Consider the following 12,638-nt stretch of genomic DNA (forward strand, 5'->3'; position numbering starts at 1 on the left):
GACATCACGGATTGGCACGATGGCTGAAAGGTAACGTTACGTACACCGCAGCAAGCTTCACGACGGCAACCACACCACAGAGAGGAGGCACACCATGGACGAGCTCAGCTTCAAATCAACCGGCACGGATTCGACTTTCTTGGCCAGCACCAACATGTTCTTCGCAGTCTTGTTCACCCTCCAGATCTTTCAGAACGGATGGCCGGAGGAGAAGCTCGGGTCCCAGAGCGTGCTGCAGAAATGCGGCGACTGGTTCCGGCAGATGTTCGAAGGGGGATTGACCGGAAACCGGCTGCAGATCGCAGAGCGCAACCAGGCACGGCAGGACCTGAAGCTGCGCATCAAGAAGATCCTGCACTACATCATGGTAATGGGCGACGAAAGCGATATTACAGCCCTCATCAACTCCGGCGTGGTAACCCGCAAAAGCAAAAAGAGAGCCCGCAGGACCGTGAAGGCCGCCACCAGCAACTAAACGTACCCCCCAAGTTCCAACGTCAGACACGCCCTCGTTTCAAACCACCCCGACGGGTCCGGTTCCATGCTACATGGGATCGCCGCCGGGGCTTTTCATTTCTGCCCCCGACGTCGCGAGCACCTTCCAGTGCCATTACACCCCTTCTTTTTCCCGCATAAGCAAAACAAGGCGTGCATTTTCTAATGTAACGGTAGAGTTAAGCAAAAGCAGACCTGCTTTTCCTAATGTATGGTCGTAGTTAGCTTAAACACGCCTCCAAATCGTTCAAAACGGAGGTGTTGTGCGCCGGTGCCCTCGTCACTTGCTGTTGCGAAAGACAATTTTCCACTTTCTGCGCCCGCCTTTTTCTCGCAGCAGGCATCTCGGTCGTTAACTGCGCCTCGGTTTTTCCTAAACCGTCCCCTTCGCGGTTCACATGCCATGACATTTAGCGAAGGGACAGGGCGCGGCATTTAATGAACTGGGGCGCGAAGCTTAACTGCACCCGTAGTTAGCTTAACTGCGACCTGCTTTAGCTTAACTGCGACCTGCTTTAGCTTAACTGCGACCTGCTTTAGCTTAACTACGACCTGCTTTAGCATATTTTCGTCTGCGTTAGCTTAACCATGGTCTGAGGTTGCTTACGCCGACCCGTCCGCGGCTTGAAGTTGGGGTGAGATAGGTTAGCAAGGGGGGCATGGAGCTTATATTGGCAGGACGTTTTGCTTACCAACGGGGAGAGAAGGCTTAGGGGCGATGATGGAAAGTGCTAACGCTTCATGGCTTCCACCATTTCCCGGCGGGCTTCGCCGATGGTCAAGGGGAGACGGGTGAAGGGGAGGCCTTCTTCGTGCTTTAGCTGGTAGATCAGCTCCGCTATGTGGGGGAGGCGCAGCTTTACGTTGGCCAACTCTTCGGGGGCGGTGAAGACGTCTTCGGGGGCGCCGCCGCGAACCAGACGACCTTTGCTCAGGATATGGAGCTGGTGCAGGAAGATGGGCACCAGGTCGACGCTGTGGGTGGCCATGACGATGGTGACGCCCTGGTCCCGGTTCAACCGGGTCAGGAGCTCCATCATCCGGTACTCGCCCATTGGATCCAACCCGGCAGTGGGCTCGTCCAGAAGCAGGATCTCGTGCCCCATGGCGAGAAGACCGGCAATGCAGACCCGCTTCTTCTGACCGTAGCTCAGGTTGTGAATCCCCTTGCCGGCAAACTCGGACATGTCGACGCTGGCCAGGGCCGCCTCGACACGGCTTTTGACCTCGGCCTCGGCGCACCCCATGTTGCGCGGGCCAAAAGCGGCGTCCTCGAAGACGTTGCTGGCGAAGAGCTGGTCGTCGGGGTTCTGGAACACGAGCCCGACCTTGCGGTAGATGTCACGCGGGTGCAGACGCAGCACGTTGTCGCCGTCCAGCAGCACCTCGCCGCGATACCCCTTGATAAGACCGTCCATGATCTTGAGCAGCGTCGTTTTGCCCGAGCCGTTGGAGCCGAGGATGCCGGCAAACTCGCCGCGGGCGATATTGAGGCGCAGGTCGGAGAGGGCAACGGTGCCGTCGGGGTATTTATAGCTTTCGAGGTTGACGGAAATTCTGATCGGGTCCACAGGTCTCCTTTTCCTGATTAGCTACCGACCCCGCCTGCTGCGGTGTTTTGTCGGTGAGAAAGCGCGCCTCCCTCCGGGGGCGGGAACGCTTCGGCAACTTTTTCAGAAGCTACAACTCTATTTGGCTTTTCCTGCCAGAATCAAATCCCCCTGTCCCCCCTTCGCAAAGGGGGGAACGTCGGGGCTCGTGCAGCGCTTCGGAGGGGACTGGCTCCGCCAGGTGCCTGTCCCCCTTAGTGTTTGCTCCGCCAGGTGCCGGTCCCCTTGGGGTTTGAGAAAGGTGGATGAGCTGAAAGGGGCGTTCCGCTAGAGGGACAGGCACCTGACGGAGCCAGTCCCTTCCGCTTTTGCCCTTGGCAACGCCCTCACCCTGACCCTCCCCCGGAGGGAGAGGGGATGTGGACGTGAACTTATGACATCAACCTCAACACTGCGATAGCACTCACCAAGAGAAACGCGGAGCCGACCTCGACTGCCCGCAGCGGACGGTGCACTGACGCGGGCATGGCGCCGTCATAGCCGCGCTGCACCATGGCGGTGGTGATGCTCTGGCTGTTGTCGAAGGCCTTGATGACCAAGACGCCGGCCAATGTCCCCAGCGAGGAGAGGGCGCGGCGGCAACCGACGTAGCCGAGACGGTTCTTCTGGGCGTTGTACACGACCTGGGCATCCTCAAGGAGCAGGAACAGGTAGCGCCAGGCGAAGAGCGCGATGTCGACCAGCACCTGCGGCACCCGCAGCCACGAGAGCGCAGCCATCAGTTCGGTGAAGGGGGTGGAAAAGCCGACGACGGCAAGCAGGGACACCCCGCCCAGGATACGCCCGGCGATGAGAAGACCGGCCGCCAGCCCGTCGCGGTGCCCAACCAACTCCCACCCTGCCACACCGATGCTGAACATAGGTATGGTGCCGGAAAAGAAAGTTTTCAGCGCCAGCACCATGACTGCGATGAAAAGCGGCTCGGAGAAGCGCAACGCAAGGATGCGCAGCGGTGTGCCCAGGTGCAGGCAGAGGGCGAGCCCAAGTGCCGCTACCGCCAGGGGAAAGGCAACGCCCTGCGAGCTCAGCACCATGACCAGGAGGGCCAGGGCGCTGACCAGCTTCACCCGCGCATCGACGGAAGCGAGAGGATGGGCCGCGTGGTGGCGGTATGCGTTGAAGTGATGGTGCATCAACCTTCCTTCTTGTCTTTGCCAATCAACTGCCGCCAGTAATACCCGGCGGCGAACCCGCCTACTACGCCCGCCCCAAGGAAGGCGAACAGCAGCAGGTCGCCGGAGCCGGGATCGATCAGCGGCGCCTTGGCCTCCCGCCCGTGCTCCTTGGCGATCTTCTCCACCACGGCCTCGTCCACCCCCTGGTAGGCCTTGGGGGCCAGCGAGAAGAAGTAGAAGGCGAACAGCAGCGTCGGCAGCATCACGGTGTGCAGCAGCAGTACTTTCCACCTGCGTTTTCTATCAGGCATTGCCGGGCACCTCCTTTTCCGTGATGACCCTCATCTTTACCAGCAGGTCGGGGCGCTTGCGGTACAAAAGCGTGACCATCCCAGCGGTGATCACCCCTTCCAGGATCCCCAGGGGCAACTGCGTGGGGAGGAACGCGATGACTATTTTCACGACCAGCGGCCACAGCGGCGACTCCCCCCGGATGCCGAGGGCGAGGAGGAGCGAGGTGGTGGCGTAGGTGGCCCAGTCTGCCACAAGCCCGGCGATAAATCCAGCCAGAGCTAAACTCCCGCCGACTCTGCGCAGGGCCCGGAAGGCGAACCACCCGGCGAAGGAACCGACCACGCCCATGGAGAGGGTGTTGGCGCCCAGCGTCGAGAGCCCGCCGTGGGCCAGGAACAGCGCCTGGATCAGCAGCGATACCGCCGCGATGATGACGCTGACCATCGGCCCCACCAGTATGGCCGACACGCCGGTGCCGCAGGGGTGCGAGCAGGTCCCGGCGGTCGGCACCGGGATCGGCATGCAGGAGATGATGAAGACCACGGCGGTGAGCAGCCCCACCAGCGGCTTCATGGAGAGGTCCTCGCGCGCCAACGCGTTCAACTGCCTGATGCCGAGGGCCAGAAACGGCACCAGCACCACGAACCAGGCCAGCGCCCAGGGGAAGGGAAGGATCCCTTCGGAGATGTGCATGGCGTGGGCGGGGGACGGTAGGAAGAGGAATACTGTAGCGATCGACACCGGCCAACCGGCGGCTGCGATCCCCCTCCCTAACCCTCCCCCTCCGGGGGCGGGGACTCTCATGTTGTGCAACTTGCCCAGCATCAAATCTTGTCCCCACGCAGGTCGGCGGCGAAGATCTTGCCGGCGCCGCGGGAGGCACAGAAGTCGCCGCACATGGTGCAGGTCTGCTCGTCCTCGGGGACGCGGCTCTTCCTGATGGCAGCGGCGTCCTCGGGGAAGAGCGCCAGCTCGAACTGGCGCTGCCAGTTCAGGTCGCGACGCGCCTTGCTCATCTCCTTGTCGCGCTCCCTCCCCCGCTCGGGGTACTTGTTCATGTCGCCGATGTAGGCGGCGATCTTGGCGGCCTTGACGCCCATCTTGACGTCCTCCTCGTTAGGAAGCGCCAGGTGCTCGGCGGGGGTGATGTAGCAGATCAGGTCGGCACCGAAGCGCGAAGACTGGGCGGCGCCGATGGCGGCGGTGATGTGGTCGAACCCGGGCGCCACGTCGGTGGAGATGGGCCCGAGCATATAATAAGGGGCGCCGCCGCTCATCCTCTTCTGCAGCTTGATGTTCCCCTCGACCTCGTCCAGCGGCACGTGGCCCGGACCTTCCACCAGCATCTGGCATCCCATGTCGCGGCCGAGCTCCGCCAGCTCGCAGTTGATCAGCAATTCCTGGATCTGGGCACGGTCGCTGGAGTCGTGGATGGCGCCGGCCCGGAGGCCGTTACCGAGCGAGAGCACGGTGTCGTAACGCTTCAGGATCTCGATCACGCGGTCGAACTTCTCGTAGAGCGGGTTCTCGCGGTTGTTGGCGATCATCCAGGCGGCCATGCTGACGCCACCCTTGGAGACCAGGCCGCCGTAGCGGTATCCCTGCTTGCGCAGGCGCTCCAGGGTGTAGAGGTTGATGCCGCAATGCACCGCCATGAAGGCCATGCCGTCGGCGCACTGGCGCTCGATGATGTCGAAGAGCATCTCCTCGTCCAGCTTGTTGGGATCGCCGTACTTCCTGGCCGCCTCGCAGAAGGCCTGGTACAGCGGCACGTTGCCCACCGGCAGGTCGACCGCGGCGATCACCTCGCGCCGCACGCGGTCCAGGTCGCCGCCCACCGAGAGCTCCATCAGGGTGTCGGCGCCCGCTTCCTGCGCCACATGCGCCTTGCGCACCTCGGCCTCGTAGTCGATGATGTCCGAGGAGGTACCGATGGATGCGTTCACTTTGGTGCGCAGCCCGGTGCCGATGCCGGCCACCTTGGGCTTGCGGACGTGGTTCCAGGGGATGACGATCTGCCCCGCTGCCACCTTGTCCCGGACGTACTCCGGCGTTACCTGCTCGTCCAATGCCACCTGCGACATCTGCGGGGTGATGATCCCCGCGCGCGCTGCTTCAATCTGCGTTTTCATGTGAGACTCCTGGTCCGGTATGCCCTGCAGTGCCCCACGAAGTCCCGTGCGATACCCGGTGAGCTGCCGAAGTGTAAATGGATGTAGGAGGCCAGGCAGTTCTGGTAGCGAAAACCTTCCAGCCCCAGGTCGGCGCCCTTCCTGCTGACCCGGTAGAGGCGTTCGATCTGCTCCGGCATCTCCTCCATCTCGGAATAATGAAATTCATGTCCCCGGGCAGTGACGCCCTTGGTGCCGATGACTGCATCATCGATCAGCTCTATCTCGCGATATCCGAGCGCCTTGCGACGCGGCAGCATCCGGGTCTGCACCGGGAAGACGCCGACAAACGGGAGCGCCCCCCCCTCGCCCGCCACGCCTTCAGTGAGGTAGATGAAACCGCCGCACTCGGCGTAAACCGGCATGCCCGCCTCGACCGCCTGGCGGATCGCCTGCCGCATCGGCTCGTTCGCCGCGAGCTTGTCGGCGAAGAGTTCCGGATAGCCGCCGGGAAGGTAGATGCCACCGATCCCATCCGGCAATGCGGCATCCTGCAACGGGGAGAAGTAGCAGATCTCGGCCCCCTCCTGGGCAAGAAGCCGCAGGTTGTCCGGATAGGCGAAGCAAAAGGCGGCATCTCGAGCCACCGCGATACGCACCAGCCCGGCACTACCCGCGGCTTCGGCCAACGGCCGCGCCGACTGCGGCAATGCCGGAAGTTCCGGCGACTCCAATTTAAGTAGAGCGTCCAGATCGAGGTGCCGCTCGACGACCTCGACCAGGTGGTCCAGAAACCCCACGGAGAGCGGGTTGTCCTCGGCCGTGGTGAGACCCAGGTGGCGCGACGGGATGGCGAGCGCCGCGTCCCTCGGCATGCACCCCAGCACAGCGACCCCGGGAAGATGCGCCGCCATCGCTTCGCGCAGGATCAGCTCATGGTTGGCGCTCGCCACGTTGTTAAACACCACCGCCGCGACCTTTACCCCCGGGTCGAACCCGGCGAAACCGCTCACGAGGGCGGCGGCGCTACGGGCCTGGCTTTTGGCATCCACCACCAGGATCACCGGCGCGGCCAGCTCCTTGGCCACCTGCGCCGTACTCCCGGCATCGGAACTGCCGTCGATGCCGTCGAAGAGCCCCATCACCCCTTCGATGACGGCAATGTCGCTGCCAACCGTGCTGCGGGCGAAGCTCTCGCTCACGAACTCGCGCGGGCACATCCATCCGTCCAGGTTGATGGACGGGACGCCGGTCACCAGGGCGTGGTAGCCCGGATCTATGAAGTCCGGCCCGACCTTGAACGGCGCCACCTTGAGCCCGCGACGCCTGAGTGCCGCCATGATGCCGAGGGTCACGGTGGTTTTTCCAGAGCCGCTGTGCGGCGCTGCGATGACGATGCGCTTCATGCCCGGGGACTCTCCGTCAGCCGTTGACCAGTTGGACCACGGTGTTGCCGTCGGACCAGTAGTCGATGATGTTCATGGCGCAGTACTGCTGGTCGATGCTGAAGAAGGAGCCCAACGGCGCCTTGATGGCATCAAGAAGTACGATCCGGTTTACGCCGCCGTGCGCCACCACCAGCACCTCCTCGCCCCGGTGCCGCTCCACGATCTCCTTCAGGGCGGGCAGCACTCGCCCGGCCAGTTCGCCTAGACTCTCGCCGCCGGGGGCGCAGAAGTTTTCCAGGTCCGCCAGGCGCGCCGCCCACTCGTCCGGGCGCTGTTCCTGGATCTGGGCCACGGAGAGCCCTTCCCAGACGCCGCAGCTCAACTCACGCAGGGCGGGCACCGTGACCGGTTCGACGCCAAGGTAGGGGCCCAGGATCTCGCCGCCGCGCACGGTGCGCTGCAGGTCGCTGGTGTAGAGGGCGCTGATCCGGTCCGGCTCCAGGCGCGGTTTCAACTGGTGGTACATCTCCTCGCCGCGCGCCGTGAGGCGGACGTCGAAGTGGCCGTTGTAGCAGTAGGGACGCTCCACCTCGCCGTGGCGGATCAGGTGGATCCTGGTTCGTTGGGTCATGCGGTTCTCCTTAAGGTCGCCTCGCCGGAGCAGCCCCTCCCCCCGGAGGGGGGAGGCCGGGAGGGGGGAAACTAGCGGCCAAAGCCCCCCTCCCTGTCCCTCCCCCTCCTGGGGAGGGGACGTGAGGCTAAGGTTTCTGCTACGGTGAACAACTACAGCAGGCGTCGTCACCCTTGGGACGGCGATGCCGACGGTGCTCTTGCTGGACAGGCACCTGGCGGAGCCAGTCCCCTTACCGTAACAGGGCCAGCAGGAAGATAAGGCAAAAGATCTCGTTCAGTTCGCTGGCACAGCCGATCACGTCGCCGGTGACGCCACCGAGCTTGCCATGCGACCACGCCTTGATGCCCCAGGTGAGCACGAACAGGAGCAACAGAGTGACGAGGCCGGACAGGTGGAGCAGCGCTCCGCCGACCGCGACGGTGCAGATACCGGCCAACACCAGTTGCAGCGTCCCCGCCCCGCCCACAAAGGCGTGGCCGAGCCCGTCCTTACGGGCCCGCTGCGACCCGACCGTCATCTGTACCTGGGCGAAGCGGGCCGCCATAGGGAAGAACAGCAACGCCTCCCGCTTGTACTCCGCGGGGACCGCCAACAGCGCCTGGTACTTGAGCATGAGACCCAGCACCAGACCGACCGCCCCCACGGCGCCGACCCGTGAATCCTTCATGATCTCCAGGAAGCGCTCGCGCGAGCCGCGCGCAGCCAGCCCGTCACAGACGTCGGAGAGGCCGTCCAGGTGCAGCGCACCGGTGGCGACGCTCAGGATAGCGACCAGCAGCAGGTCGGCCACGGAACGGGGCAACAGCGGCGTCAGCAGGAAGTCCACTCCGGCCAACAGCGCGCCGAGGGCGAGCCCCACCAACGGGAACAGCGCCATGGAGCGGCCCAGGTCTTTTTCCTCACAGCGCACCGAGAGTGGCAGCGGCACGATGGTCAGAAACTGGAAGGCGATGATGAAGAGCCTCATGCGTTCACCTCGGCGGCTAGGAGGAGGCCACCCCGGCCTCTTCGAAGGTAGCCATTTCCTTCAGAATCTTGACACCGGCCTCGATGAGCCCCATGGCCAGCGCGGCGCCGGTCCCCTCGCCCAGGCGCAGCTGCAGGTCGAGCAGCGGCTTCACGCCGATGCGCTCCATCATCATCTGGTGCCCGATTTCCACGGAGGTGTGAGCGGTGAAGATGTAGTCGCGCACGGAGGGATGCATCTCGGAGGCGATCAGCGCACCGGCGGTGGAGATGAAACCGTCGACCACCACGGGGATGCGGTTGGCGGCGGCGCCGAGCACGAGACCGGCGATGCCGGCGATCTCCAGCCCGCCCACCTTGGCGAGCACGTCGAGCGGGTCCTGCGGGTCGGGACGGTTCAGGTCGAGGCCGGCCTGGATCACCCTGATCTTGTTCTCGAGGGCCTCGTCGCCAATGCCGGTGCCGCGGTGGGTCACCTCACGGACGGTGCAACCGGCGATGGCCGCGATGATGGCGGAAGAGGGGCTGGTGTTGCCGATCCCCATCTCGCCGGTGCCTACCATGGCGATCCCTTCCTTCTTGGCCTGGTCGGCGAGCGCGATGCCGACCTCGATGGCGGCGACGGCCTCCTCACGGGTCATGGCGCTACCCTTGGCGAAGTTGCGGGTCCCCTTGGCGATTTTGCGGATGATGAGGCCCGGAGCGGGTTCGAAGTCGTAGTCGACGCCCACGTCCACCACGCGCACCTCGGCGCCGCTGTGACGGGCGAGCACGTTGACGCCCGCACCGCCGCGCAGGAAGTTGAGCACCATCTGCGGGGTGACTTCTTTCGGGAACAGGGAAACCCCTTCCTCCACGATGCCGTGGTCGCCGGCGAAGGTGAAGATGACCTTCTTGGCGGTGTCGGGGGCGAGGTTGCCGGCGATGGCGGCGAAGCGGCGCCCCACCTCCTCCAGGCGCCCCAGCGCACCCAACGGCTTGGTCTTGTTGTCGAGTTTGGCTTGGGCCTTGGCGAGCAGCGCCTCGTCCACCGGCTGGATCTTGGCGAGTGTCGTTTCCAGAAGTTGCATAGGTTCCTCCTTTGGTTTCATGGCATTGCACTGGTCATGGCAGATATCATTTCAGCCTGAGCGGCAGTCCTGAGATGGTGACGTACACCTCGTCCGCCGCGGCGGCGATGATCTCGTTGGCCTCGCCGGCCAGGTCGCGGAAGGCGCGGGAAAGCGGGTGCTCGGGAACGATCCCCATCCCGACCTCGTTGGTGACGATGATGAGGGGGGTGGCAAGCGAGCTAAAGCCCCCGGCGAAGCTCTTGACCTCGGCCAGGGCCTCGGCGGCCCCACCCGGGCAGCGGAAGAGGAGGTTGGATATCCAGAGGGTGACGCAGTCCATGAGCATCACGTTGAAGCGCCCCTCGTGGCTGCGGATCGCCTCCGCCACCTTGAGCGGTTCCTCGACGGTCTGCCATTCCGGGCCGCGCCGCCCCTGGTGCCGCGCGATGCGGTCGGCCATCTCGGCGTCCCCCGCCTCGCCGGTGGCGAGGTAGCCCCGCAGCGGCGCGTACCTGTCGGCCATCCCCTCGGCGAAGCGGCTCTTGCCGCTGCGGGCGCCGCCGGTGACCAGGACTACTTTGGACATAAAAAAACCCCCCTTCCCATGACGGAAGGCGGGTCAAAAACGCACTACAGGTGCGGTTCCGGCTTTAGCCCCTCTGCCACGGAGGTTCCAACAAGCTTCTCATCCTGGCAGGTTTCCTGACTCACGGGTCGTCTTACTCGCCGCGCCTTCCCGATGCGATCAGTGGCGTTGTTGCGGCTTTCATCTCCGTTCACAGTTGCGGGACAGCGAGGGATTCACACCCTCTTCCCTTTTAACCCCTCTCGGGGCACCAAGACGAACGTCTATGTATATATTGTTGATCTCGTTCCCAAGGTCCGCCTTGGGAACGTAATGCCTCTCCGAAGATTCAACTTCCCTCGGATGCAAAGCTGGAGCTTTGCGACATATGGGGTTCCCAAGCTGGAGCTTGGGAACCAGGGAAACCCCTCTCGGGGCACCAAGACGAACGTCTATGTATTTTTTTACAGCGACGTGTTTACTAACAGACGCTGCGGGGAAAGTCAATCACTAACCGGTGCCGCTTCCTCTGCAAATTCGCCGGTTTCGCCGGCTACGGGGGCGAGGGCCGCGTCAATGCGGGCCCAGACGGCGTCTTTGCCTTCCTTGTTCAGCGCCGAGAAAAAGGTGAGGTCCTGCTTGTCCACACCGAGCGTGGCGCTGATCACGGCCGTCTGGCGGGCGCGCTCGTTCTTGGAGAGCTTGTCGCACTTGGTGACCACGATGATGGGGGCGATGGAGTAGGCGCGCAGCCAGGCGAGCATCTGCAGGTCGTCGTCGTTGGGGACCCGGCGGATATCCAGGATCAGCACCACCCCGCGCAGGTTCTTCCGCTTGGCGAGGTAGGTCTCCATCATGGGGCGCCAGTCCTTTTTTACCGCCAGCGGCACCTTGGCGTAGCCGTAGCCGGGGAGGTCGACCAGCATGAAGTCGTCGTTTACCTGGAAGAAGTTGATCAACTGGGTACGGCCGGGGGTGGAACTGGTGCGCACCAGGTTCTTCCGGTTCACCAGCACGTTGACCAGGGAAGACTTGCCGACGTTGGAGCGCCCGGCGAAGGCGATCTCGGGCAGGTTACCCTCGGGGTAGTGTGCCGGGCGGGTGGCGCTTTTAATGAACTCAGTATTTTTAACGATCAAAGTGAAACCTTATTCCTGTTTTTTCAGGGCAGTATAGACCGCCACGCGCCCCCTTTCAATCATTAAATCCGAGCTTGCTTAAAGCTAACGTTTTGGTATATTTTTGAACCTGATCAGAACCCGGCCACCCAACGGAAGGATCCAAGGCATGAATAAAGAACTCGAAACTGCGATCATGACCGCAGCGGACCTGCCCACCATTCCCATCGTTGCCATCAAGGTGATGGAGCTTATCGAAAGTGACAGCGCCACCGCAGAAGAGCTCGCCAAGATCGTATCATCGGACCCCGCCGTCGCGGCGCGCGTCCTGAAGATTTCCAACTCATCCTTTTACGGCTGTCGCCGGCAGATCCAGACCCTCTCCAGCGCCATCGTCATCCTCGGTTTCAGCACCCTGAGAAGCCTCGTGGTAGCCGCCTCGGTGAAACAGGTCTACAAGCCCTACGGCCTGACCGAAAAGATGCTCTGGGAGCACTCCTTCGCCGCCGGCCTCGCCGCACGGATCATCGCCAGACGCACCCGCGCCGCCAACGAAGAGGAAGCCTTCCTCGCCGGCCTGTTCCACGACATCGGCAAGATCATCATGAACACCCTGGACCGGGACAAGTTCCAGGAGGTGATGCAGCACTGTTATAACGAGGGGATTTCCTTCGGGCAGGCGGAGAAGGGGGTCTACCCCTTCACCCATGACGAGGTGGGAGCGTACGTGATCAGGAAGTGGAACTTCCCCGAGGTCCTGACCACGGCGATTCTGCAGCACCACCAGTTGGACTTCAGCGAGCTGGACGACCCGGCCCTGATCAACCTGACCGCGGTGACCTCGCTGGCCGACCAGTTCTGCCTGAAACTCGGCATCGGGATCAGGGAGCCCCAGGAAGAGATAGACCTCGCCGCTTCCAAGGCGGGTCAGTTGCTGAAGATCACGGAAGAAAACGCTGCCGAGATGCTGGAGGTCTTCGACAAGGCCTTCTCCGAGGACAAGGCCCTTTTCACCAGCTAGGGCTAGTCGGAGGCGTCCTCGGCTTCGGCTTTTTCAAGCAGCTTCTTCGCCTCTTCGGAGATGCTGACGCTGTCGGTCGGCTCCGACTTCTGGTCCGGCTTGCCGCGCCTGCGCTGATGCTCCTGCCCCCCGGCATCGGGGTCGATCCTGAGCCCCCCCGAAATCCTGTCGACGCTGTAGCTCATGCCTCCTCCCATCGCTCCTGGTCCTGGCGCATTTCAACGACCGGCATCTTAGCAGCAAGTCCCAGCTAATGGAAGACAATTAAT

Annotated in this window: 12 protein-coding genes, 1 pseudogene and 1 riboswitch; of the genes and pseudogenes, 2 read left to right on the top strand and 11 right to left on the bottom strand. The window is 63.2% G+C overall.

The annotated features are described in order from the left end of the window. The first annotated feature begins 94 nt into the window (after nucleotides 1–94). Nucleotides 95–475 carry a hypothetical protein gene (locus tag JFN91_RS16150; protein ID WP_199390224.1) on the top strand — a complete coding sequence of 127 codons (381 nt, stop codon included), beginning with the start codon at nucleotides 95–97 and terminating at the stop codon, nucleotides 473–475. A gap of 751 nt (nucleotides 476–1,226) precedes the next feature. On the opposite strand, the gene JFN91_RS16155 is transcribed toward JFN91_RS16150, so the two are convergent. From JFN91_RS16155 to yihA, 10 genes and pseudogenes are all read right to left on the bottom strand, one after another. After that, nucleotides 1,227–2,057 (bottom strand): energy-coupling factor ABC transporter ATP-binding protein, encoded by an 831-nt coding sequence (locus tag JFN91_RS16155; protein WP_199390344.1) that lies wholly within the window; start codon nucleotides 2,055–2,057, stop codon nucleotides 1,227–1,229. 419 nt (nucleotides 2,058–2,476) lie between these two features. Next, a complete protein-coding gene (gene cbiQ, locus JFN91_RS16160) occupies nucleotides 2,477–3,238 on the bottom strand; it encodes a cobalt ECF transporter T component CbiQ (protein WP_199390225.1) in 762 nt (253 codons plus the stop codon). Next, nucleotides 3,238–4,276: pseudogene (locus JFN91_RS22080) on the bottom strand (energy-coupling factor ABC transporter permease). Before JFN91_RS22080 ends, cbiQ begins: the two are co-directional and overlap by 1 nt. A 62-nt stretch (nucleotides 4,277–4,338) precedes the next feature. Continuing rightward, nucleotides 4,339–5,646 (bottom strand): phosphomethylpyrimidine synthase ThiC, encoded by a 1,308-nt coding sequence (gene thiC, locus JFN91_RS16175; RefSeq protein WP_199390227.1) that lies wholly within the window; start codon nucleotides 5,644–5,646, stop codon nucleotides 4,339–4,341. Then, nucleotides 5,643–7,031: a cobyrinate a,c-diamide synthase gene (locus JFN91_RS16180; RefSeq protein WP_199390228.1), complete on the bottom strand. Its 1,389-nt coding sequence runs from the start codon at nucleotides 7,029–7,031 to the stop codon at nucleotides 5,643–5,645. Before JFN91_RS16180 ends, thiC begins: the two co-directional genes overlap by 4 nt. 16 nt (nucleotides 7,032–7,047) lie before the next feature. Then, nucleotides 7,048–7,644, bottom strand: coding sequence for a histidine phosphatase family protein (locus tag JFN91_RS16185; protein ID WP_199390229.1), 597 nt, complete (start codon nucleotides 7,642–7,644; stop codon nucleotides 7,048–7,050). 232 nt (nucleotides 7,645–7,876) lie between these two features. Beyond that, the gene (gene cobS / locus JFN91_RS16190) at nucleotides 7,877–8,614 is read right to left on the bottom strand and encodes an adenosylcobinamide-GDP ribazoletransferase (RefSeq protein WP_199390230.1); all 738 of its coding nucleotides are present in this window, start codon (nucleotides 8,612–8,614) and stop codon (nucleotides 7,877–7,879) included. 16 nt (nucleotides 8,615–8,630) lie between these two features. After that, nucleotides 8,631–9,683 (bottom strand): nicotinate-nucleotide--dimethylbenzimidazole phosphoribosyltransferase, encoded by a 1,053-nt coding sequence (gene cobT / locus JFN91_RS16195; RefSeq protein ID WP_199390231.1) that lies wholly within the window; start codon nucleotides 9,681–9,683, stop codon nucleotides 8,631–8,633. A 46-nt stretch (nucleotides 9,684–9,729) separates the two neighbouring features. Then, entirely contained in the window at nucleotides 9,730–10,251 is a 522-nt protein-coding gene (gene cobU / locus JFN91_RS16200; protein WP_199390232.1) for a bifunctional adenosylcobinamide kinase/adenosylcobinamide-phosphate guanylyltransferase, read from the bottom strand. An 89-nt stretch (nucleotides 10,252–10,340) separates the two neighbouring features. Beyond that, nucleotides 10,341–10,521, bottom strand: a riboswitch (cobalamin riboswitch). Between the two features lie 212 nt (nucleotides 10,522–10,733). Beyond that, nucleotides 10,734–11,369 (bottom strand): ribosome biogenesis GTP-binding protein YihA/YsxC, encoded by a 636-nt coding sequence (gene yihA / locus JFN91_RS16205; RefSeq protein WP_199390233.1) that lies wholly within the window; start codon nucleotides 11,367–11,369, stop codon nucleotides 10,734–10,736. 148 nt (nucleotides 11,370–11,517) lie between these two features. Here yihA and JFN91_RS16210 point away from each other — a divergent pair, with 148 nt between their 5' ends. Further along, entirely contained in the window at nucleotides 11,518–12,369 is an 852-nt protein-coding gene (locus JFN91_RS16210; RefSeq protein WP_199390234.1) for an HDOD domain-containing protein, read from the top strand. Nucleotides 12,370–12,371: 2 nt separating this feature from the next. Here the strand turns inward: JFN91_RS16210 and JFN91_RS16215 are convergent, their stop codons facing one another. After that, nucleotides 12,372–12,554 carry a hypothetical protein gene (locus tag JFN91_RS16215; RefSeq protein WP_199390235.1) on the bottom strand — a complete coding sequence of 61 codons (183 nt, stop codon included), beginning with the start codon at nucleotides 12,552–12,554 and terminating at the stop codon, nucleotides 12,372–12,374. Nucleotides 12,555–12,638: the final 84 nt, after the last annotated feature.

The sequence above is a fragment of the Geomonas anaerohicana genome (assembly GCF_016458305.1).
Classification (GTDB): Bacteria; Desulfobacterota; Desulfuromonadia; order Geobacterales; family Geobacteraceae; genus Geomonas; species Geomonas anaerohicana.

What these genes read in the sequence shown, in the direction of transcription:
- JFN91_RS16185 (WP_199390229.1), bottom strand. Translation starts at nt 7,644, where the DNA reads ATGACCCAACGAACCAGGATCCACCTGATCCGCCACGGCGAGGTGGAG.
- JFN91_RS16215 (WP_199390235.1), bottom strand. Translation starts at nt 12,554, where the DNA reads ATGAGCTACAGCGTCGACAGGATTTCGGGGGGGCTCAGGATCGACCCC.
- cobS (WP_199390230.1), bottom strand. Translation starts at nt 8,614, where the DNA reads ATGAGGCTCTTCATCATCGCCTTCCAGTTTCTGACCATCGTGCCGCTG.
- cbiQ (WP_199390225.1), bottom strand. Translation starts at nt 3,238, where the DNA reads ATGCACCATCACTTCAACGCATACCGCCACCACGCGGCCCATCCTCTC.
- JFN91_RS16210 (WP_199390234.1), top strand. Translation starts at nt 11,518, where the DNA reads ATGAATAAAGAACTCGAAACTGCGATCATGACCGCAGCGGACCTGCCC.
- cobU (WP_199390232.1), bottom strand. Translation starts at nt 10,251, where the DNA reads ATGTCCAAAGTAGTCCTGGTCACCGGCGGCGCCCGCAGCGGCAAGAGC.
- thiC (WP_199390227.1), bottom strand. Translation starts at nt 5,646, where the DNA reads ATGAAAACGCAGATTGAAGCAGCGCGCGCGGGGATCATCACCCCGCAG.
- JFN91_RS16150 (WP_199390224.1), top strand. Translation starts at nt 95, where the DNA reads ATGGACGAGCTCAGCTTCAAATCAACCGGCACGGATTCGACTTTCTTG.
- cobT (WP_199390231.1), bottom strand. Translation starts at nt 9,683, where the DNA reads ATGCAACTTCTGGAAACGACACTCGCCAAGATCCAGCCGGTGGACGAG.
- JFN91_RS16180 (WP_199390228.1), bottom strand. Translation starts at nt 7,031, where the DNA reads ATGAAGCGCATCGTCATCGCAGCGCCGCACAGCGGCTCTGGAAAAACC.